20 protein-coding genes are annotated in these 20715 nt (G+C 38.2%); 3 read left to right on the top strand and 17 right to left on the bottom strand.

The window, feature by feature from the left end; genetic code table 11:
- Positions 1 to 100: 100 nt before the first annotated feature.
- The 6 genes from JMM81_RS06145 to spoIIP all read right to left on the bottom strand — a co-directional run bounded on the left by JMM81_RS06145 (position 101) and on the right by spoIIP (position 4655).
- On the bottom strand, positions 101 to 436 hold the full coding sequence (locus JMM81_RS06145) for a hypothetical protein (RefSeq protein ID WP_256240657.1): 336 nt from the start codon (positions 434 to 436) through the stop codon (positions 101 to 103).
- A gap of 37 nt (positions 437 to 473) precedes the next feature.
- Positions 474 to 725, bottom strand: a complete 252-nt coding sequence (locus JMM81_RS06140; protein ID WP_256240656.1) for an SHOCT domain-containing protein — start codon at positions 723 to 725, stop codon at positions 474 to 476.
- Positions 726 to 882: 157 nt separating this feature from the next.
- Complete coding sequence (locus JMM81_RS06135; RefSeq protein ID WP_256240655.1) at positions 883 to 1122, bottom strand: hypothetical protein; 240 nt, start codon at positions 1120 to 1122, stop codon at positions 883 to 885.
- Between the two features lie 10 nt (positions 1123 to 1132).
- Positions 1133 to 1816 (bottom strand): response regulator transcription factor, encoded by a 684-nt coding sequence (locus tag JMM81_RS06130; protein ID WP_256240654.1) that lies wholly within the window; start codon positions 1814 to 1816, stop codon positions 1133 to 1135.
- Positions 1817 to 1844: 28 nt separating this feature from the next.
- Positions 1845 to 3209, bottom strand: a complete 1365-nt coding sequence (locus JMM81_RS22880; RefSeq protein ID WP_256240653.1) for a sensor histidine kinase — start codon at positions 3207 to 3209, stop codon at positions 1845 to 1847.
- Between the two features lie 282 nt (positions 3210 to 3491).
- Positions 3492 to 4655 (bottom strand): stage II sporulation protein P, encoded by a 1164-nt coding sequence (gene spoIIP, locus JMM81_RS06120; protein ID WP_256240652.1) that lies wholly within the window; start codon positions 4653 to 4655, stop codon positions 3492 to 3494.
- Positions 4656 to 5045: 390 nt separating this feature from the next.
- On the opposite strand from spoIIP, the gene JMM81_RS06115 reads away from it, so the two are divergent.
- From JMM81_RS06115 to JMM81_RS06105, 3 genes are read left to right on the top strand one after another with little or no spacing between them, the layout of a single operon-like run.
- On the top strand, positions 5046 to 5906 hold the full coding sequence (locus JMM81_RS06115) for a putative selenate ABC transporter substrate-binding protein (RefSeq protein ID WP_256240651.1): 861 nt from the start codon (positions 5046 to 5048) through the stop codon (positions 5904 to 5906).
- Between the two features lie 13 nt (positions 5907 to 5919).
- Positions 5920 to 6687, top strand: a complete 768-nt coding sequence (locus JMM81_RS06110) for a phosphonate ABC transporter ATP-binding protein (protein ID WP_256240650.1) — start codon at positions 5920 to 5922, stop codon at positions 6685 to 6687.
- Positions 6674 to 8305 (top strand): PhnE/PtxC family ABC transporter permease, encoded by a 1632-nt coding sequence (locus JMM81_RS06105; protein ID WP_256240649.1) that lies wholly within the window; start codon positions 6674 to 6676, stop codon positions 8303 to 8305. Before JMM81_RS06110 ends, JMM81_RS06105 begins: the two co-directional genes overlap by 14 nt.
- A gap of 83 nt (positions 8306 to 8388) precedes the next feature.
- On the opposite strand, the gene JMM81_RS06100 is transcribed toward JMM81_RS06105, so the two are convergent.
- From JMM81_RS06100 to JMM81_RS06050, 11 genes are all read right to left on the bottom strand, one after another.
- Positions 8389 to 9408, bottom strand: coding sequence for a thiazole biosynthesis adenylyltransferase ThiF (locus JMM81_RS06100; RefSeq protein ID WP_256240648.1), 1020 nt, complete (start codon positions 9406 to 9408; stop codon positions 8389 to 8391).
- The gene (gene moaD / locus JMM81_RS06095; RefSeq protein WP_256240647.1) at positions 9409 to 9642 is read right to left on the bottom strand and encodes a molybdopterin converting factor subunit 1; all 234 of its coding nucleotides are present in this window, start codon (positions 9640 to 9642) and stop codon (positions 9409 to 9411) included.
- Positions 9635 to 10099 (bottom strand): molybdenum cofactor biosynthesis protein MoaE, encoded by a 465-nt coding sequence (locus tag JMM81_RS06090; protein WP_256240646.1) that lies wholly within the window; start codon positions 10097 to 10099, stop codon positions 9635 to 9637. The genes moaD and JMM81_RS06090 overlap by 8 nt, the downstream gene beginning before the upstream one ends.
- Positions 10100 to 10120: 21 nt before the next feature.
- Positions 10121 to 12046, bottom strand: a complete 1926-nt coding sequence (locus tag JMM81_RS06085; RefSeq protein WP_256240645.1) for a molybdopterin biosynthesis protein — start codon at positions 12044 to 12046, stop codon at positions 10121 to 10123.
- A 9-nt stretch (positions 12047 to 12055) separates the two neighbouring features.
- On the bottom strand, positions 12056 to 13285 hold the full coding sequence (locus tag JMM81_RS06080; RefSeq protein WP_256240644.1) for a molybdopterin molybdotransferase MoeA: 1230 nt from the start codon (positions 13283 to 13285) through the stop codon (positions 12056 to 12058).
- The gene (gene mobA / locus JMM81_RS06075) at positions 13282 to 13896 is read right to left on the bottom strand and encodes a molybdenum cofactor guanylyltransferase (RefSeq protein WP_256240643.1); all 615 of its coding nucleotides are present in this window, start codon (positions 13894 to 13896) and stop codon (positions 13282 to 13284) included. The genes JMM81_RS06080 and mobA overlap by 4 nt, the downstream gene beginning before the upstream one ends.
- An 11-nt stretch (positions 13897 to 13907) precedes the next feature.
- Positions 13908 to 14711 carry a formate dehydrogenase accessory protein FdhE gene (locus JMM81_RS06070; protein WP_256240642.1) on the bottom strand — a complete coding sequence of 268 codons (804 nt, stop codon included), beginning with the start codon at positions 14709 to 14711 and terminating at the stop codon, positions 13908 to 13910.
- A 231-nt stretch (positions 14712 to 14942) separates the two neighbouring features.
- The gene (locus JMM81_RS06065; protein ID WP_256240641.1) at positions 14943 to 15641 is read right to left on the bottom strand and encodes a formate dehydrogenase subunit gamma; all 699 of its coding nucleotides are present in this window, start codon (positions 15639 to 15641) and stop codon (positions 14943 to 14945) included.
- Positions 15634 to 16455 (bottom strand): 4Fe-4S dicluster domain-containing protein, encoded by an 822-nt coding sequence (locus tag JMM81_RS06060; protein ID WP_256240640.1) that lies wholly within the window; start codon positions 16453 to 16455, stop codon positions 15634 to 15636. The genes JMM81_RS06065 and JMM81_RS06060 overlap by 8 nt, the downstream gene beginning before the upstream one ends.
- Before the next feature lie 2 nt (positions 16456 to 16457).
- Positions 16458 to 19388 carry a formate dehydrogenase-N subunit alpha gene (fdnG, locus tag JMM81_RS06055; protein WP_483862171.1) on the bottom strand — a complete coding sequence of 977 codons (2931 nt, stop codon included), beginning with the start codon at positions 19386 to 19388 and terminating at the stop codon, positions 16458 to 16460.
- Positions 19389 to 19591: 203 nt separating this feature from the next.
- A complete protein-coding gene (locus JMM81_RS06050; RefSeq protein WP_256240637.1) occupies positions 19592 to 20713 on the bottom strand; it encodes an RNA-guided endonuclease InsQ/TnpB family protein in 1122 nt (373 codons plus the stop codon).
- Positions 20714 to 20715: the final 2 nt, after the last annotated feature.

Here is a 20715-nt window from a genome sequence, read left to right as displayed (position 1 = left end):
ATAAGCCTAAGTGTCCATTCGTCCTCAATTGATTTATTTGAAAAATAGGCCGGAATCATCCGGCCTATTCACCTGTTTCTGCATAGAAACTTTCATCTATTTATTGGAAATTACGGTTTTGATATCCATCACCTGTTCCATGCATACTTTTATACAATTCCTCTAACTCCTGGTTATCCAAATAAGGATGCATTTCGCTCATATGCCCCTTCATTTGGCCAAAGTTCATATTTCCCTCTTCCATGAATTCTTGCATATCATCAAAATTCCCTGTTTCCATCATATTTGTCATCTGATCATAATCAACTTTCTGCTCTTGCATAAATGTCACTGGATTTACAGGTTTTTCCTTTGCAGACGCCATGTATAAACCTGTTCCACCTGATACAATAAGGGCCGCAGCCAATACTCCAGTCATAATTGTCTTTTTCATCATAAAACACTCCTTATTTATAATAGATTTACTTTCATTCTTATAGTAATTTTTTCTTGATTTGCTCGAACTCTTCTACCGTAATTTCACCGCGTGCAAATCTTGATTTTACAATTTCAATCGCTTCTGAATTTGGTGTTGGCTGTGAAATCTTATTGTTTCCATTACCTGTGTTTTGTTTGTTCAACACCATATATACAAAGATCCCAATAATCAAAATGACTACGATCATCATGAATGATCCACCTCCCATTCCAAATCCTCCATAGTGTCCATATCCAGGTCCCATCATCCCTTTTCCCTCCTTCTATTTCCTCTACACTTTTAATATAACTTCTAAAAGTAAAGAAAGTATGAAGAAAAATTAACATTAAAAAAGGTACAGGAATCGATTGATTCACTGTACCCTCTTCAGTATAGAAGCTATGATTAAGCCGCTTCATACTACTTTATTTCTTCCTTTTTTTACTTAAAACAAGCCAAATAAGTATCATGATACCTATGATAATGAGTAAAATCCAAAACATTTGACTAAACCAGAACGACATATGATTATACATCATATGTGGTCCCATCATCATCCCCATTGATCCGGGCGTAAACCAAGTCATCCTTAGCACAAAAGCCAGAAATAAAAGCCCTAATATAATGGAGATCATTAATATGATTATCGGCAATAATCGTTTCATCTTCTCACCTTTATTCTACTTTATATCCAATACCCCAAACAGTTTTAATTAATAACTGATCAATCCCTAAAGTTTTAAGCTTTACACGCAAATTCTTAATGTGTACATCAACCGTTCGATCTTCTCCTGTAAACTCAATCCCCCAAATCTGTTCCACAAGTTGCTCTCTCGATAATACCTTTCCCCTATGTTTAATCAAAACCTCTAAAAGATCAAATTCAGTTGGAGTTAGATTAAGCTTTTCATCTTCATAACTAGCCTCTCTCGCTGTTAAATTCAAAATAACACCTTCATATTTTAATACTTCATCATGGTCAATATTTTTCTCTTGACTATTTGCCCTACGCAGTAAAGCCTTGATTCTTACCAACAATTCCGCTTCATCAAACGGTTTTACTAAATAATCATCCGCTCCTGTAGACAATCCAGTTACTTTATCCTGGATCGAGCCTTTGGCTGTCAGCATAATGATCGGAATTTCTGATATTTTCCTCACTTGTTCAATCGTCTGCCATCCGTCCATTAATGGCATCATGACATCAAGAACCATGAGATCATAATCATTTTTTTTAACTTTCTCGTACGCATCCTGTCCGTTTTCTGCTTCATCCACTTGATAATTATCCTGTCGCAAATAAATCCGCAATAGCTGTCGCATTTCAAATTCATCATCAACAATTAATATTTTCTTCATGGTTTTCTCCTAGGTTTGTTTTCTAGATCTATTTTAAAAAAACCGTAAAAACAGATCCTTCGTTTTCTTTACTTTTTACGGTAATATGACCACCATGCGATTCGATAATTTGCTTAGCAACATATAATCCTAAACCAGTGCCCCCAGTTTTTCTTGTTCGAGACTGATCAACACGATAAAACCGTTCCCAAATTTTAACTAGATCTTGCTCAGGGATTCCTATACCAGTATCTTTTATTTCAATTACGACAAACTCGTTTTTTGAAAAAGAGTGGACCGTAATCTCACCACTATTCGTATACTTAATTCCATTCTCAATAAGGTTATAGAATACTTGTTCCATTCTTCGCACATCAATTTGGAGAGGAGACAAATTCCATTTATATTCACTTTTTAACACTAATCCCTTTTTTTCAGCTGCAGGCTTAAGACTCGTGATGGTTTTTTCAATAATACTATTGATCTCGACCCACTCTTTATTTAATTCAAATTGACCAACCTGAAGTTTACTCATCTCAAACAAATCATTTACCAAAAAAGAGAGCCGATCGGCTTCTTTATTAATAATTTTTAAGTATTCTTCCTGTTCTTCTCTACTATCTATGATTCCTTTACTCAAAACATCACTATATCCTTTAATGTAGGTTAATGGAGTCCGAATTTCATGCGACACAGCTGCCAAAAATTCGTTTCTGTTATCTTCATAATACTGAAGCTGCTCACCTAGTGTTTGAATTGAATGTCCAAGTTGAGCGATTTCATCATTTCCGTTAACCGGAACTTTTTGCTTATATGCCCCATTTGTCATTTTAATGGTTGCCTCTTTCATTGTAAGAAGGGGCTTAGTAAATATTCGCGATAAAATTCCGATGAGACCAAACGCTACTAACATAATGCCTAAACTTGTAATAAAGCTTAGTAGACTCATTGCGAAAATAATATCCTTTATTATTGAAGAAGGATAGTACATATACACATACCCAGAATCTTCACCCATAGGAGAGACAGACACAATATACTTATGCTTTCGCCAATCATTCTCTAAAATCCGTCCTGTTCTGATCGGTTTCTCAAATAAAATGTGCTCTTTCATATCTTCATCCAATTCTACCGATGAACCAAGAATTTGATGATTAAAATCTGTAATGACAATTCCGGTTGTAACACCTTGCTCCATTCCAATTGCATGGTTTATAGTTCCCTTAGTAAATTGTCCCTCTAGATTTCTTGCATGGTTATTCCCCCTTGCCAATAAATCCTGTTCGATGTAATCAGTAAAAAAATTCGTAAAAACTCCATACAAAATTGCACCCAAAATAAAAAGTAATGTGATAAAAATTGCACTAAACCATAATCCTAACTTGAGGGAAATACTTTTAAATTTAATCTTCACTTTAAATAAATACTCCTTCGTTAAACATCTTCTAAAGAAAAGGATTCCGCTTAACCTTATTATATACTTAACTATATGGAGAAATTGTGAAGATACATAAATCCATTAAAAAAACTCTTCCATGTTGAAAGAGTTAACAGTCCCATATTTTTAATAAGGCTATGTTAAAACTTATTGTATAACATAGCCTTTATTAAAGAAAAATGGAAAATACTTTTACTAGACTCGAAAAATAATAAGATTGAGAAAGTGTGTATAAAATTCAACTTGCCCATCCATATTCTATTCAGGATTCCCACTAACCTCTTCTGCGTTCCAATAATATTCACTAAATACTTCAGCAAAGGCTTCAATAGAATGATTGAGCTCTTCCATGTTATTTTCTACTCCACCGAACTCTAGCAACATAGATTTATCCGTTAGGTCTTGGTTATAAACACCATTTCCCTCATCCTTACCTTTTATAAATACTCCCCTACTTATTCCTGGATACTTTTCTTCCAATTTTTGGTGTAATTCTTTTGCAAGATGTACATTTGCTTCATAATTTTTGTTTTCCTTTCCTACTATAAAAAACAATCTAGCAAAAGACTCTCCATTAATCGTAGTTGTTGTTATCTTTTTAGGCTGTGAGTCTCTATGAATATCTATTAAATAGTTGATCGTGTCTTCCGTTGCTATGGCTTCTTGTACTAAGCCTCTTGAGAGTTCATAAGAATGGTTGTAGTTCCAATTCTTTTTCTGTAACTCCTCTGTTACATTGGCTGTACTTTGACTTGTTCCTATCCCTCTCTTAATTAATTCCTCTTGTAGTCTCTTACCAACCACAATAATATTTTTATCCTCATTAATACTAACAGCTTCATCTGGGTTATTTATACCATTTAACAATGGTGCAAATGCTTCCCAACTATGAGAGTGATAAACAAATACTACATTTTCCCCTGTTTTTGGTGTTGGTGGAGATTCCTGACCACTATTTGAATCTGGTTTAGAACTTAGTTCTTTTTCTGATCCTTCTATCTCCTTTAACAATACCTCTAGTGGTGGTGCAGACTCTACAGGTAAGTTAGTGAGATTTGTTCCATATCCTGCGACTGCTATTTCTGTATTATATGATGAGAAACCAGGTAGTTCTCCCCCTAGAAACGTTCGAATGTCGTCAGGCCAAATATTGGTCATCGAAGTAAAAAGAATACGAGGAATAGATGGTATATTCTCTTCATCATTCACAGCTTTAAGTTGCCCTATTTCACTAGACATCAGATAAAGAAAAAAGTTTGAAGACATCTTTTCACCTGTATTATGAATAAAACTCGAAGTAAATTTATGCTTAAAATCCATAAAGTTAACAGTGAACGCTATACCAAATATTAAAATAAATAGAGCGATGTTAATCGTATTAAGTCGAATAAAGAGTATAAGCCTACTATTCTTTTCTCTCATATTTTTACACCTCTTCAATTAGTATTTCTACTATTTTATGAAAGATAAGTAAAAGTAAGACCGCTTAATTTCTATCATTATTATAGAAGGGTTGACTGAGCACATTACTGATTTGGCTAAAGAACTCTTATATTTTTTATCCTCCCTGTTATTAAAACATCTCCATCTATCCCTATATTTGCTAGATTCATCTTCCTTTATTGAAGAGATATGTAGATTTTATGAACTAGATCCGCTATTTACACAATATTATCTAGAAAACCAATCACTTCCCCATTGTTCTATCGATTAAATGAATCAATTATAATTGAAAAAATCAATTATTACGCAACATAATCCTATATAATGACAAAGGATGTACTATTTATTATCACAATAGGAGGATACATTATGAAGAAACTACTTCCATTAAGCTTTACCCTACTCTTATTGCTTTTGCTTTCCGCTTGCTCTGGAGAAAAAGAAGTATTTAAAATTGGGGCTATCCCTGACCAGGATGCCGCTGATATGAATAGAAGCTTAAACAAGTTCGCTGATTATTTAAGTGAAGAAACCGACCTAGTAGTGGAATATGTTCCATCTGTAGATTACGCTGCCCTTGTAACAGCTTTTGAACGGGGTGAAATTCAATTAGCTTGGTTTGGTGGGTTAACAGGTGTTCAGGCAAGAAATGTTGTACCAGAAGCTGAAGCCATTGTGCAAAGACCAATGGATGAGGAATTCCATTCTGTTTTTATCGCAGGTGCTGATACGAATATAAACAGTCTTGAAGACTTAAAAGGGAAAAGTTTTACCTTTGGAAGTGAAAGCTCAACGTCCGGTCACTTAATGCCACGTTATTTCTTAATGGAAGAAGGCATTAATCCTGAACAAGACTTTGGTGGTCAACCGAATTATTCTGGTTCACATGACAAAACCTACAAATTAATTGAATCCGGCTCTTTTGAAGCAGGTGCCTTAAACGTATCCGTTTGGGATGCTGCCGTTGCTGATAAAAAAGTGGACACAAGTAAAGTAAAAGTATTCTACACAACTCCAAGCTATTACGACTATCATTGGACTATTAATAAGGTTGATGAACATTTCGGCGAAGGAACCCAACAAAAAGTAACAGACGTTCTTCTTTCCATCAACAGTACAGATCAACCAGAAATTATGGAACTATTCCAATCGGATACATTCATCGAAACAAACAATGATAACTATAAAGCCATCGAACGAGTAGCGAAAGAAGTTGGCATTATTAAATAGAAGGTGAAGATAAGTGTCATCACAAGATATACTAGAAGTAAAAAACCTATCGAAATATTATGAGCGGAAGATAGCCTTGTCTTCCCTTTCTTTTTCGATCAAAAAGGGAGAAATGGTCGCATTAATCGGGCCAAGTGGTGCTGGAAAAACGACCCTCCTCAATACATTTGCCACACTCGTCAAACCAGATGAAGGAACACTGACCATCTCTGGAATCCCAGCACAAAAATTAACAAACCGCAAACTTCTAGCCAAAAAAGTGGGGATGATCCGACAACAATTTGATCTTGTCGGTGGGTTACCTGTCATGCATAACGTCCTTGCTGGTCGTTTAGCCGATTGGAGTTTTTTCAAATCACTACTTTCACTCCTTTTCCCACAAGAAAAAAGAGCTGCTTATGGAGCCTTGAATCGAGTCGGTCTCGCTGATAAATTATCCGACCAAACCGCAAACTTATCTGGTGGGGAACAACAACGGGTAGCGCTAGCTCGACTCTTATTACAGCAGCCAGAAATCATTCTAGCTGACGAGCCTGTCGCTTCATTAGATCCTGCTCGGGCCGAAGACATTCTCTCCATGTTAACCAAACTTGTAAAAGAAGAAAATCAAACATTGATTACTAGCTTACACTCTGTTGAATATGCAAGAAGATACTTTACAAGAATCATTGCGATTAAAAATGGTCATGTCTTTTTTGATTTACCCGTAAATAACGTAACGGATGCATTATTGTTAAAGCTTTATAGGTTAGAGGAGACATCCCATCATGACCAAGCTTAAACATTCTCTTCAGCTTCAACGAAAAAATATATTGACCCTCTTCTTAATTGTTGTTTTTATTTGGAGTTTATTTGCTGTTACATGGAGTGATGATCTTATTCACGCTGGTGGTCTTGCCACCATCGGGCAAGTTCTCGAAGGACTCTTTCAACCTAATTTTTCACCAGAGATTTTGTCCTTAGCAATCGAATCAACTTGGATCACGTTTGCTTACGCAGTTGCTGGGATGTCACTAGCGATTGTGATTGCTTTTTTCCTTGGCCTTTTTGCATCGGGCATTTTAAACAATAGCCGTGGAATGAAGCTTGCTTCAAAAGGATTTTTTCGTGCTGTATTGGGGTTTTTACGAGCTATTCATGAACTGGTTTGGGCGTTAATCTTTGTCGCTATGTTTGGTCTCACCCCACTTTCAGCTGTTCTTGCCCTGGCCATTCCTTATGGAGGGATACTAGGTCGAATATTTGCGGACATGTTAAATGATGTTCCAGAAGAACCCATTCAGGCACTGCGCTCATCAGGTGCTTCCAAACTCCAATGCCTCCTTTACGGATATTTTCCAATTGTCCGTTCTAATATCATCAGCTACACGATGTATCGTTTTGAATGTGCGATTCGTTCTTCCGCGATTATGAGTTTTGTAGGCTTAGGAGGACTTGGTTTTCAAATTCAGTTATCACTAAATGATTTAAACTATGATGAAGTATGGACATTTATCTTTTTTCTCATTGGAATCGTCGTCCTTGTTGATATTTGGAGCAGTCAACTAAGAAAAGGATTAAATAAACCGAAACAAGGGTTTTCCGTTAAGACTTTTTCAATTCTACTTGTCACCGTTTTTCTCACCATCTCTTGGTGGTTTATTTTTGTAGTTGAGAATGCAAGTCTAACGGATTTATTTTCCGAAAAAAATGCTTACTATGCACAAAAGTTTTTTCGTGGTCTATTTGGTGTTGCTGTGGAAGAACCGGCTTTCTTAAATCGTGATAGTTGGCTAGAGGCACTTCAACTGACCTATGAAACACTGCGTATGAGTATTATGGCGATTGGTTTCTCTACAATTGCCATGTTCTTAACGGTTATTCCTGCCGCACGGAATATCGCCAATGGTTCTCTTACATTGACTGCGAAATGGTACAATTGGTTGTTTTTTGGCTTCATACGAATCCTATACATTTTTAGCCGTGCGATCCCTGAGCTCGTTTGGGCGATGATCATTGTGTTTATTTTCAAACCAGGGGTTTTACCTGGTGCCATTGCCCTTGCACTCCATAATTTTGGTATTTTAGGGAAGCTATGTGCAGAGGTGATTGAAAACGCCGATGAGCGTCCAGTGCGAAACCTTGCTTCAAGTGGGGCATCCCAAAGTCAGATGCTCCTTTACGGTGTGTTGCCTTCTGTCATGCCACAGTTTTTAACCTATATTTTATACCGTTGGGAAGTGATTATGCGGACAACGATCGTCGTAGGTTTCGTCGGTGCTGGCGGGCTTGGTCTACAATTTAAAATGAGCCTAAGTTTCTTCCACTACACTGACATTACGTTATTGTTAATCTGTTACTGTCTCCTCGTTGTGATTGCAGACTTCATTTCAGAAGCTGCAAGGAAAACAGCTAAATAAATACAAGAGGGCTATACCTTATTAAAACGCTAAGGTATAGCCCTCTTTATATTCTTGCTTTTGTAATGCGTCCTTTGTTTCTATTATCCCAAAATTCGATTATATAATGCTTTCGCGGCCATCATATCTTTCGTACCATGAACGAGTGCTCTACCATCCTTGAAAATAACCATTCGTTCATGACCTGTTTCAATGGATAGTAGATAAGGATTTCCTTTTACTCTATACCCAATAGCGTTTAATTGCTTTGATAACTCGTCCAGTTGAATATCAAGTGGTTTAGGTGGTCGAACTTGAACCGTGTCTCTGCCACAAAGAACCGTTGACTTTGTCAGGTTATCCATTTCAAGAAATGGATAAGTCCGATTCGTTCCACAGGACAGACAAGACTCATCCTTTGCTTTTGTCATTTTCATATTGGAATATTGATTTCGCCATAAATCAAAGCTGACAAAAGAAGTACGAACGGCTTCCCAATCTTCCACAAGGATTTTGAGCGTCTCTGCCGTTTGATGAGCGACCACCATCCCCACAGCAGGAGAAATAATCCCCACTGTATCACAAGTCATTCCTTGTAGCGGCATCGCTTTCAATAGGCAATTTAAACATGGTGTTACTCCTGGAATAATCGTAAAGCTCATTCCGTAGCTTCCAACACAAGCACCGTAAATCCACGGAATGTTCATTTTTTGTGAAATATCATTGATCGCTAAACGCGTTTCAAAGTTATCGGTTGAATCAATAATTAAGTCTTTCCCTTGCGCTAATTGGGCAAGCTTCTCAGGGTTGGCATCGCCAATAAAGGACTCAATGGCAACATCTGAATTAATCTCTTTTAGACGTTTTTCAGCAGCTGCTGCTTTTGGGAGCTTTTGTTCAACATCACTTTCCGTGTAGAGCTGTTGGCGTTGAAGATTACTTTCTTCTACATAGTCTCGATCCACAATCGTTAACTTGCCCACACCTGCTCTCGTCAGCATTTCTGCATTAGCTGAACCGAGTGCACCTGCACCAATAATTAGTACATGCTTTGAACCTATTTTGTCTTGCCCCTCTTTGCCTATTGGGGAAAATAAAACCTGGCGGGAATAACGATTAGACATTTAGCCACCACTAACTGGAGGAACAAAAGCAATGGTGTCACCGTCTTCGATGATGTCATCGTTTGCTGCAAACTCTTCATTGACGGCTGTCATGACGGTATCTAGCTTTTGAATATCGTAGTCTTTTGCTATCTGTTGCTTTAACTCTGCAACAGTTTTTCCCTTCGCATCGATTTCGATGCTTTCTTCTCCGACAGCATCACGTAAATGAGCAAAAAATAAAATTTTATTCATGAATATCACTCTCCTCTGGTTTTCCCGTTGGATAGGCAACTGTCTCTTTCTGATTTCCAATCCATTCTTGACCATCTTCCCAATGCTCTTTTTTCCAGATTGGTACGATTTCCTTAATTCGTTCAATCGCATAGCGGTTCGCTTCGTATGAATCTGCACGGTGAGGTGTAGAAACGGCAATGACTACCGCAATATCCGTAATATCAAGCTTACCGACACGATGTGTAATCGCTACTTTCGATCCTTCCCACTTTTCCTCAATTTCTCGCCCAATCTGTTCGAGCTTTTTGACAGCCATTGATTCATAGGCCTCATAAATGAGATACAGGGTCTTCTTCCCATGTGTCAACTCTCGTACGGTACCGATAAAAGTTGTAATAGCCCCTGCTTCACGCTGAACTACCTTATCAATCACAGACTGAGTATTAATCGGCTCTTTCGAAATTTCATAATTCATATTCAGTACCCTCCTGCTGCATTATTCATTAAAATAAACAGGTTCCGGATGATCGATAACCTTGTAGCCTCCAATGCTATGAACATCTTGTTTAAAGGCATCGCTTTGAATCACGGTGATCAACTGTTTCCCTTGTTCACTTTCAAAAAATTCCTTCGTCATCAATAAATCATAGCTCTCATCCGAAACAGGAACAAAATCGATTCCCATTGTTTTGGCAACAGAATAAATTCCTAGCCCAACAGCATTTTCATCTACCTTGACTTCTGCTGCAACACTTAGATGGGAGAACATTTCCCTCCTGTAACCAACGATATCTTCGGCAGACACCCCTTCTTCTTTTAAGAGCAAATCAAAAAGAATTCTCGTGCCTGCTCCTTTTTGCCGATTCACAAAATGAGCCTGTTTTTCGACAATATCCTTAACGGTTTCGATCTGCAAAGGATTCCCCTTCGGAACAAACCAACCTTGTTTTCGCTTCAAAAACGGATAAAGCACCACTTCAACATCCGCTAAGAACCGTTTAATATAAGGGATATTATACGTATTGGTTTCTGGATCAAGCAGATGGGTACCTGCGACATGTGCTTCACCTTTCTTGATCGCCATAAGGCCTGCCATACTCCCTACATGAGATGAAATAATCTTTGAATGAACATCCCGTTCTTTTAAGCGCGATGACAATAAATCAATCGTTAAATCATGGCTTCCGTTAAACACGATCGCATGCTTAATCTCTTCTCTTGGCCGTAACAATTCAATCTCTACCGATTCTCCTTGTTCAAACCCTAGTGAATGAGAGGGAATCAACAGCATCCCATCCGCTTTCACTAGCGACATGGTAACACCAGCTGCTCTTGGTAGTGGATTGGCAATATATTCACCATTCACAAAACCAATACTCATACGAATAAAGTCTTCCGCTCCCATCGTTCCAACAACTCTTCGCCCAAGCTTTACGTTTAATGTTTCACGCTTTGGTACAGGAATTTGCAAATAGTCACATACTAAAGGTTGCACAAACCATTCAAGATCCAAATAAGCAGAAACGGGATAACCAGGCACCCCAATGACAACTTTATCCTTGATCTTTCCTAATATCACAGGTTTTCCTGGTCTTGTTGCGACTCCATGTGTGAATACTTCGCCAAGTTCCTCGATAATATGGACCGTATAATCTTCAGATCCTGCAGAAGACCCCGCATTGATGATGACAATATCAGACTTCTCAACCGCATCTAGTAATGCCGCTTTAATATCCTCTGGACGGTCTTTTACAATCGAAGAAAGCTGTGGATGTCCACCCCATTCTCGAATATAATTTGCCATCACGGTGCCATTGAACTCGACTAATTTTCCTGGTGGCGTCTCTCCATCAGGGAAAACTAATTCATCCCCGGTTGGAATAACACTCACAATTGGTTTTCCGATGACAGATACTTCGATCCGTTGTGATGCTAAAAGAACACCAATATCAACTGGTCGAATTTTGTGGCCTTGTGGGAAAAGCATTTCTTCTTGGACAATGTCTTCTCCGATCGGACGAATATGCTGCCAAGGTGAAGCTGGTTCAATGATTTCCACGGTATCCTCATCAAGCTCATCCACATATTCAATCATGATGACTGCATTATAGGGAGCGGGAATTTCATTTCCTGTATTCACATAAACAAAACTTTCATTTTGTTTAAGCCTAACAGGGTTTTGTTCATGCGCTGAGAAGGTTTCCTCTGCTTTTACAGCAATTCCATCCATTGCCGATGCATGGTAGTGCGGACTCGACATTTTAGCAAATACCGGTTGTGCCGTTACTCGACCTAATGATTCTGTACTTGGGATGGTTTCCATTTTTCTTTCATAGGAAAAATGACGTAACAGTTCATTTAAGGCTTCTTCTCTCGGTGTATCTTGCAAATATATTTTTCTTTTATAATTCGCTTTATTCATCTTTATCACCTACCCAAATAGTCTTACTGATACAAGATCACCTTTTTGAACACCTTCGCTTCGTGATGGAATTTCAATCATTCCTTCACTTTTTACAAGGGTCGAAATCAAGCTTGATTTTCCGATGATTGGTTCAGCAAACCACTGATTGTCTTGATAAATGAGGCGTGCACGAATATAATCGGTACGTCCAGGTGTGGAAGGGAGGTTTTTGGTCACAATGGCCCTAGAAAGATTCTTTTCGTCCGTCTTCCAGCCCTGAAGCTTGTGCACGATCACCTGACCAAATAAATAGAAAATAATCATCGCTGAAGCTGGATGCCCCGGTAGACCGATGATTGGTTTGTTATTTGCCGATGCTAAAATGGTCGGTTTACCTGGTTTAATCGATACGCCGTGGACAAAGACTCCTGGATCTCCAAGTGAATTGATCACCTCAACTGAGTAATCCTTCGTTCCAACTGAGCTTCCCCCTGAAAGAATAAGGCAATCCGTTTTGTCTAGCATTTCTTTTGCTTGCTTTTCAAGCTCTTCACGACTATCTTCCACGATTCCACCATAAAGAAATTCACAACCCCATTCAGAAACGAGGGAACCGATGGTAATTCCATTCATATCACGAACTTGTCCAATGCCGAGTTGTTTTGTTTCAATCGGAACAATTTCATCACCAGTAGAAAGATAACCGATCACTGGTTTACGATAAACACTCACCTCTGTTATTCCTTGCGAGGACAAGGCCCCTAATTCTTGTGAACGTAATTTCGTTCCCATTGTTAACAACGACTCTCCTTCTTTCAAGTCCTCACCAATGGAAATGACATTTTCACCTGGTGCCACTTGTCGATAGAGATTGAGCAGTCCACTCAAATCCTCGCAATGCTCGATCATAATCACAGCATCACTTTCCTCTGGAAGCATCCCCCCAGTTGGGACATACATGGCTTCTCCGTCACCAAGAGCTTTATCTGGCTCTTCCCCCATCTTCACTTCACCTATTACCGTTAAAAAACCTGGCATATTTTCAGAGGAACCAAAGGTATCTTTTGCTTTTACCGCATAGCCATCCACTGTGGAACGCCTGAAACCTGGTACATTTTCTTTGACCACAATATCTTCAGCCAGTATGTAATGAAGGGCATTGAAAAGAGGTTTTGTCACTTTCTCTGTTAACGGTTGTATCATTTCTTCAATCAAAGAGTATGTTTCCTCTACTGATTTCACTTGAAAAAATTTCATCGTTGATCCGTACCACCTTTATCTTTTGACATATTGAAAGCCTTCTGATATTCATCACGGTCATTCATATTAAAAAAGTAAATCTCTTCATTTGGTAATCCAAGTGATTGTAATAATTCTTCCTTTACTATTTTAACATGAATACTATGTAAAAGGTGTCTAATACGGAGTTGATTTTGTTCGAGTGATTGTGTAACAGCCCCATGAACTTCTTTTCGATAGGAGGCAAATAGAGGATGCAGCTGGCCAGAAACCTCTGGCACAGCTGCTTGATAATCTTCCAAACAAGAGAGTAAATACGTTCCTAATTCCGTCGAGATAAAAGGCATATCACATGCAATAATAAGGTTCCGATCCGTTTTAGAAGCAGACAAACCTGCTTCAATCCCAGCAAGAGGTCCCATGCCTTTCCATTTATCTTCTATCATAGGAAGCTGTAAAAATTCATATTCTTCAAATGTATTGGTCACAATAATCATGTCATCAACGATTGGTTCTATTTTTTCGACCATTCCTTCAATGACGGTTTTTCCTTCTATTGTGAGTAAAGCTTTATTCGTACCCATTCTGCTTGATTTACCACCAGCCAAAATGACTGCTGTTGTATTCATTGCCATCACCTCTAATGAGTGTCTACACCCTCTGATACTCCATACCCCTTTTCTTGGGCAATGTAATCTAAATGGAGTGTTTTTAAATCCAGTAACTCTGGGGAAGAGACGTTAATCCATTTTCTCGTATCGATCACTTTAGTATACCCCTTACATGTTTTACATGCATAGATTTCAGCACGATCATCTTCTTCAACCTTTAATACAATCACTTGGCCCTGTTCCTCTGTGCCGCAATGTGCGCAACTAAGTTTCTTTTCTTCCCATGTATAATGACAGCGAGGACAAGTGATTTCCTTTTTCCCTTCTTTATTCATTACAGCCAGACGGGAAGGCTCACCACATACAGGACAGCCTCCTTTATGGTCTTCTTTTTCCGATATCTCTCCAGCTAACTCTATTGCAGCCTTTCGCAAGTAAGGACGAGTTGCATGTTCAGCAGCAAATAACGGTAACCACTCAGGAAGTTGATTCTTCTCGGCATATTGGGCAAAATAATACGTATTCACCATAATGGCTTCTTCAAACCATTCTGTTAATGTTTCATCATCTAGTAATTCTTCTACTTTCTGCAAAGCTTCATTTAAATGAGCGTTATTTTTTTTCAAAACGGTAAAAAGATCACTTAAAAATCTATGGTAATCCTTTAGATCTATTTGCCATTCTATTTGTGGGAGAAGAGGATATGTACTCACTTCTACTTCTTCCTTTTTCACAATTGTTTGTGGAGATAAAGTTTCCATCCAATTATCATATAAAGCGTAAATGCTTTTTTGTAATTCCATGTATTCTGAACTTATTACATTTGTTGTCATTATAGTCACCTCACGGATAGTGTTAAATTATGATGAAAGAAGGCTGACTCATTAGAAGTCTGACTCCTACAATACAATATCCAGATGGCTAATCCATCTTTCAATATTGTATTGTAGGGTCTGACACTTTTCTGTTGAGCCAGCCTCTCTTTCTGTTTAAATAATAAGATATAAACTTTTAAAGTTAGAAAATAATCTAGCTCCTGAGCACAGCGCTTGCGCTTTTCTTCGTTATGCGCCTTTATTTTGATTTTTATCTTGTTCTTGTTTTTTCTTCTCTTCTTCTTTTAATTCATCATACCAGCGTCCGTGATGATGTTCTGCAAATTTTTCTGGGACCATACCAGTTGTCATACCCTCGATTGAAACACGAGAGTTAGGATGTCCGACTGATAAGTAAATATGTCCAACTACAACCATTGTTGACATCGCTACAGCAATGGAGTGAATGGGATAAGACCAATCAATAATCCAGCCTGCAAAGTATTGTGGGAACCACATAACAATACCTGATGCAACAAACAAGAAGAATGATACAATTTGCATTGCTGAATTTAACTTTTCTCCACCATTATAGAAATCCTGCTTAGGAGCATCTGCTTTTCCAAAGAATAATTCTTTTGGGAAACTCAAAAGGAATAGGATATCGTCTTTACGCCAGGTCACTACTTGCTTAATCCAATGTCCAAAGCTTTTACGGTCAAAGATTAATAAGTAGATTGGGCTGAGGATAAATAGGACTGCCGAAATTCGGTGAATCAATCGAGCCATGGCTGATCCGCCAAACATTACATACATCCAATCAAAGAATTCTGTGTACATGGCTAGACCTGTCAAATAAAGGATCAAGAATGCAAGTGCATATGCCCAGTGAAAGATAATGAACTGAACGGTAAAACGTCTAATCTTTTTAGGTTGTCCATTACTCATGATGATCTCCACCTTCCTTTCCTCTGTTTTTCAGAGCCACTACACTATTAGTAATAATAGCTGTAAGAATGGCCATAGAAGTTGCCCCTACTGCTAATTTCCCTAGTGGTTGAGCATAGTCTTTCCAAACCACTTGAGAAAGTTTTGCCTTCGGATCTTCTGGAAGTCCATAAACAGATGGATTTTCAGCTAACAAATAAACAGTTGCTGTCCCATCAATCCCTGGTGGGTTATAAATATTTGCATTTGGAAAACGCTCTCTAACCTTTGCTAAACGAGCTTCTGCATCACGTAATACATCTGCTTTTCTACCAAAGACTAGGCAATCTGTGTGACAAGCTGTAACACATGCAGGTTGTAGTCCATTCTCAAGACGGCTTGTACAAAGATCACATTTTTGCGCTAAGCGATATTCTTTACCCTTCTTGTCTTTATAAGTTGCAAGTTGGATGACATCAAAATAACAACCTTGTACACAGTACCCACAGCCAACACATTTATCATTATCAATGATTACAGAGCCAAACCCTGTATGGCTAATGGCATCTTCAGGACATGCTAACTCACAGCCAGCTGTTGCACAGTGTAAGCAGGCAGCATGGCGGAAAAGCCAATCAAATCCGCCATCCTTTGTTTCATGCTCATCATACGTAATAATATTCCAAGTATTAGCTGTCAAAGCTTTATGGGATTGTATACTTCCATGGAACTCTTCCGGCTCATTCGGAAGATCGTTCCAGTTTTTACACGCTACCATACAAGCACGGCAACCATCACATTTCGTCACGTCAACAAATTTCACAAAGTCTGCCATTCCTATGCCCTCCTTACATCGCATAGGAATGCTTTGTATTCAGGAATAAACGAGTTTGCATCCCCTATATGCGGTGTTAAACGGTTTGCGGTAGAACCTGTAGCAATTCCTTTATAACCAAAATGCCATGGCATACCGATATGATGAACCGTTTTATCTTTCAATGTAAATGGCTTAAATCGTTTCGTAACCATTGCATATGCTTCAATTTCATCACGAATGGTTGAAACAATAATTTTATCTTTATTTTGAATTCCTTTTTCCTTAGCCAATTCTTCACTAACCTCAATGAACATATGTGGCGCTAATTCAGCTAAGCCAGGAACATTACGTGTCATGATTCCTGATTGCCAGTGTTCAGACATACGATAGGTCGTAGCGACAATTGGATAATCAGAAGATTCACCTTTTATTGATAGAGCTTTTTCTCCAAACTGTACAGCTGGATTAAATTGAGTACTTGAAAGCTGATTATCTAATGGATATTCATATGGCTCATAGTGTTCAGGGAATGGTCCTTCATTTAGTTTGGCTGAGAATAATGCTCCCTTTCCGCCATCCAGCATAATGAACGGATCTATAAAGGTTGGATCTTCTGGTCCTTTTGTTGCTGCGAAGTCGGGAACATCGTAACCTACCCACTTGGCTTGAACTGCATCCCACTGAATTCCAACACGATTCTTGCTCCATGCTTTACCGTTTAAATCTGCGCTTGCACGGTTGTAAAGAACACGGCGGTTCATTGGCCATGCATAAGACCAATTTAAGAAGTTACCCATACCTTCATTTGTATTATCACGGCGTTTTGATAAGTTGCCTTGTTCTGGATAGAACCCACAGTAAATCCAGTTACCACTACATGTTGAACCATCATCTTTTAAGTTTCCAAAGCCGTCAATTTGTTGTTTCGTTTTCATATCATAACCATTAATTTCGCGACAAACTAAGTCAATATCAGGGTGATCACCGATACCATAATCCCAAGTCATCGCTTTCATTGGAGCATCTGCAGCTTTTATGCTGTTCGCATATGCTTCTTTTAAACGAGTCGCAATCATATGCGTGATTTCTAAGTCCGCTTTTGATTGACCTTTAGGTTCTAAGGCTTTCCAGCGATATTGCATCCAGCGACCTGAGTTTGTTATAGAGCCATCTTTTTCAAATGAAGAACATGCTGGTAAGAAAATGACTTCTGTCTGAATAGCAGCTGGGTCTGACCCCGCTTCTTTTTGCCAGAATGAAGCTGTTTCTGTTTCGAAAAGATCAACCGCAACAACCCATTTTAAATTAGCTAAAGATTTTAACGTTTCACTAGCATGCGGACCACCAACAACTGAGTTTGCTCCAGCTAAAAATAAACCCTCAAGCTCTTTGCGGTACATGGCATCAAATAATCGTAAATAAGAATAGTTTTTACCAGCTTCAAGTTTTGGAATGAAGTTATAACCAAATTCATTATCTTTCGTTGCGTTTTCACCATAACAAGACTTTAAGAAACTTGTATAGAACTTCGGTTTATTAGACCAATATCCACCTTTAGGGGTGATACGCTCTAAGAATTGTTTATACACCTTATCCGTATTTACTGGTACTTCCATGTACCCTGGAACATTATGATAAAGAAGGCCAAAGTCAGTTGAACCTTGAACGTTTGACTCACCGCGTAATGCGTTAACACCACCACCAGAAATACCAATATTTCCTAAAAGCATTTGAATGATCGCATATGAACGAACATTTTCTGTTCCAACTGTATGTTGTGTTCCACCCATTGCATAAAGAATGGTACCTGCTTTACCTACTTCACTAGTGGATGTAAATGTTTTACAAACTTCCAAGTAGGTATCTTTGGCTGTACCTGTTACTCCAATTACAGTATCGACATCATAACGAGAATAGTGCTTCTTCATTAGTTGGAATACACATCTTGGATCTTTTAAGCTTGGATCTGTAAGAACATTGCCTTCTTCATCTGTTTGATATGACCATTTTGATTTATCGTATGTTCTTGTTGCTTCATCGTATCCACTAAACATACCATCTTCAAAGGAATACGTATCTACAACAAGATAAGCTGCATTCGTGTAATTCACTACATATTCTTTATGATAAAGTTCATTTTCAAGGGCATAGTTAATCATACCGCCAACAAACGCAATATCTGTTCCTGAACGTAATTGTCCATAAACATCTGACATTTGTGCAGTTCTTGTATAACGCGGATCAATTGTAATTAGTTTTGCTCCATGATCTTGTGCTTTTGTAATCCATCTGAAACTAATTGGATGATTCTCAGCAGGGTTTGAACCAAGTACAAGTACTACATTAGCATGCTGAAGATCGTTCCAGTGATTTGTCATTGCTCCTCGACCGAATGTAGGTGCCAGACCGGCAACCGTTGAACTGTGTCATATTCGGGCCTGGTGCTCTAAATAGGATACCCCTAAGCCAGCACGGAACAATTTATGATTTAAATAACACTCTTCATTATCAAGTGCTGCACCACCAATATAAGCAATGGAATCGGTTCTATTTACAGTGACGCCGTTTTCTTTATTGATAACTGTGCGATCACGTGTTTCTTTAATATTTTTAACGACTTTATCAAGTGCAAAATCCCAACTTACCTCTTCCCATTTATCGCTTCCTGGAGCACGATACAATGGAGTTTCAACACGCTTTTCCGTTGTGTAAAGCTGACGTAATGTCGTACCTTTACTACAAAGTGTACCTTCATTGATTGGATGATCTGGATCACCTTCTGTGTAAACGACATCACTGCCGCTTGCATAAACTAGAATTCCACAACCAACCGAGCAATAAGGACAAATAGTTGGTGTTGGTGTTAATTCAGCAATCTTGAATGTACTTGATTTCGCTTTTGCTTTATTATCATCAAAACCAAGCTCAACAACTGCTAACGTAGCTGCCATGGCACCAGATATTTTCAGAAACTTTCTTCTGGTAACTTCCATATTTCTTCCGTTGCCAAAAACCTATAAAAATCTATAAGTCTTGTTTATTTCTTGCTTCTACCTGTCCGATTTTGCCGAGGCTACTTTCGTTTCGTATGACAGTCCACAAGCGTAAATTCGGATACAACGAATCCTACACATTAACAGTGCCTTTTGGGTGACTAGACTGTTAATTTTCCAAAGTTAGCTAAGTTAATCGATGCGTTCAAATCACGATCCATCTTCAATCCACACCCACATGAGTAAATACGATCAGAAAGTTTTAAGTCTTTCTTGATTTCACCGCATGAAGAACAGGTTTTAGACGATGGATAGAAACGACCCACTTGAACAAATTCAATGTCGTATGTTTCACACTTATATTTTATTTGGCGAATGAATTCATACAGTTTTTGATTAGCAATTGCTTTAGATAAATGGCGATTTTTCATCATGTCACTTACATTCAAATCTTCCATGACTACTTTGCAAGGCTTGGTTTTCACGATTGCATTCGTAGCTTGGTGAATGTGATTGTCACGAATATTTTTTAACCGTCTGTGTAGGTGTTGTATTTGCTTTTCGATTTTTATAAGGTTGCTTGTTTTGACGAAACGGCTTCCCTCCTTATTCATTTCGTATTTACGAGAAACTTTACGTTGCAACCTACGCAAACGCTTCTCGGTCTTTCTGACTGCCTCTTTTTTATTAATATTTCGGAATACTTGACCATCTGAACAAATAGCTAATTCTTTAATCCCTAGATCAATTCCTATGACGTTATTCGTTAATTCAATCTGCTCAACAGCTTCTTCAACTCCCACAGAAATATACCAGTACTTTTTGTCAAAACTAATTCTTGGATTGGTGTACTTCACATTCATAGGTAGTTGTTCATTCGTTTTGACCCATCCAACTTTTTCAATCAAGACAAGGTTCTTCTTTACTTTTAATTTAGAAGTATCATTGTAGAACGATGCTTTTGATTTTCTTCTGCTTTTAAATTTAGGAAGTTTGGATTGACCTTTAAAGAACTTTTGGTAAGCGTCACAGGCATCTTTCACAGCTTGTTCGGCAATATTGTTCGATACATCTGATAACCATTTGAATTCATCTGTTTGTTTGAGTTGTGTAATTTCTTTGCGTAAGTCATTGTTAGAAATGAATTTGTTTCCTTGCTTATAGTTCTCTTGCTGTCTGTTTAATGTCCAGTTGTATGTCCATCGAGCAGTACCAACAGACTTCCATAACTGTTTTTCTTGTTCTTTGGTTGGTTTTAATCTAACTTTCTTTGCCAGTATCATTC

The organism is Bacillus sp. V3B, assembly GCF_024494465.1.
Taxonomy (GTDB): domain Bacteria; phylum Bacillota; class Bacilli; order Bacillales; family Cytobacillaceae; genus Bacillus_BD.
The sequence above is the reverse complement of the archived record's forward strand: the minus strand, read 5'-3'. Positions and strand labels throughout refer to the sequence as shown.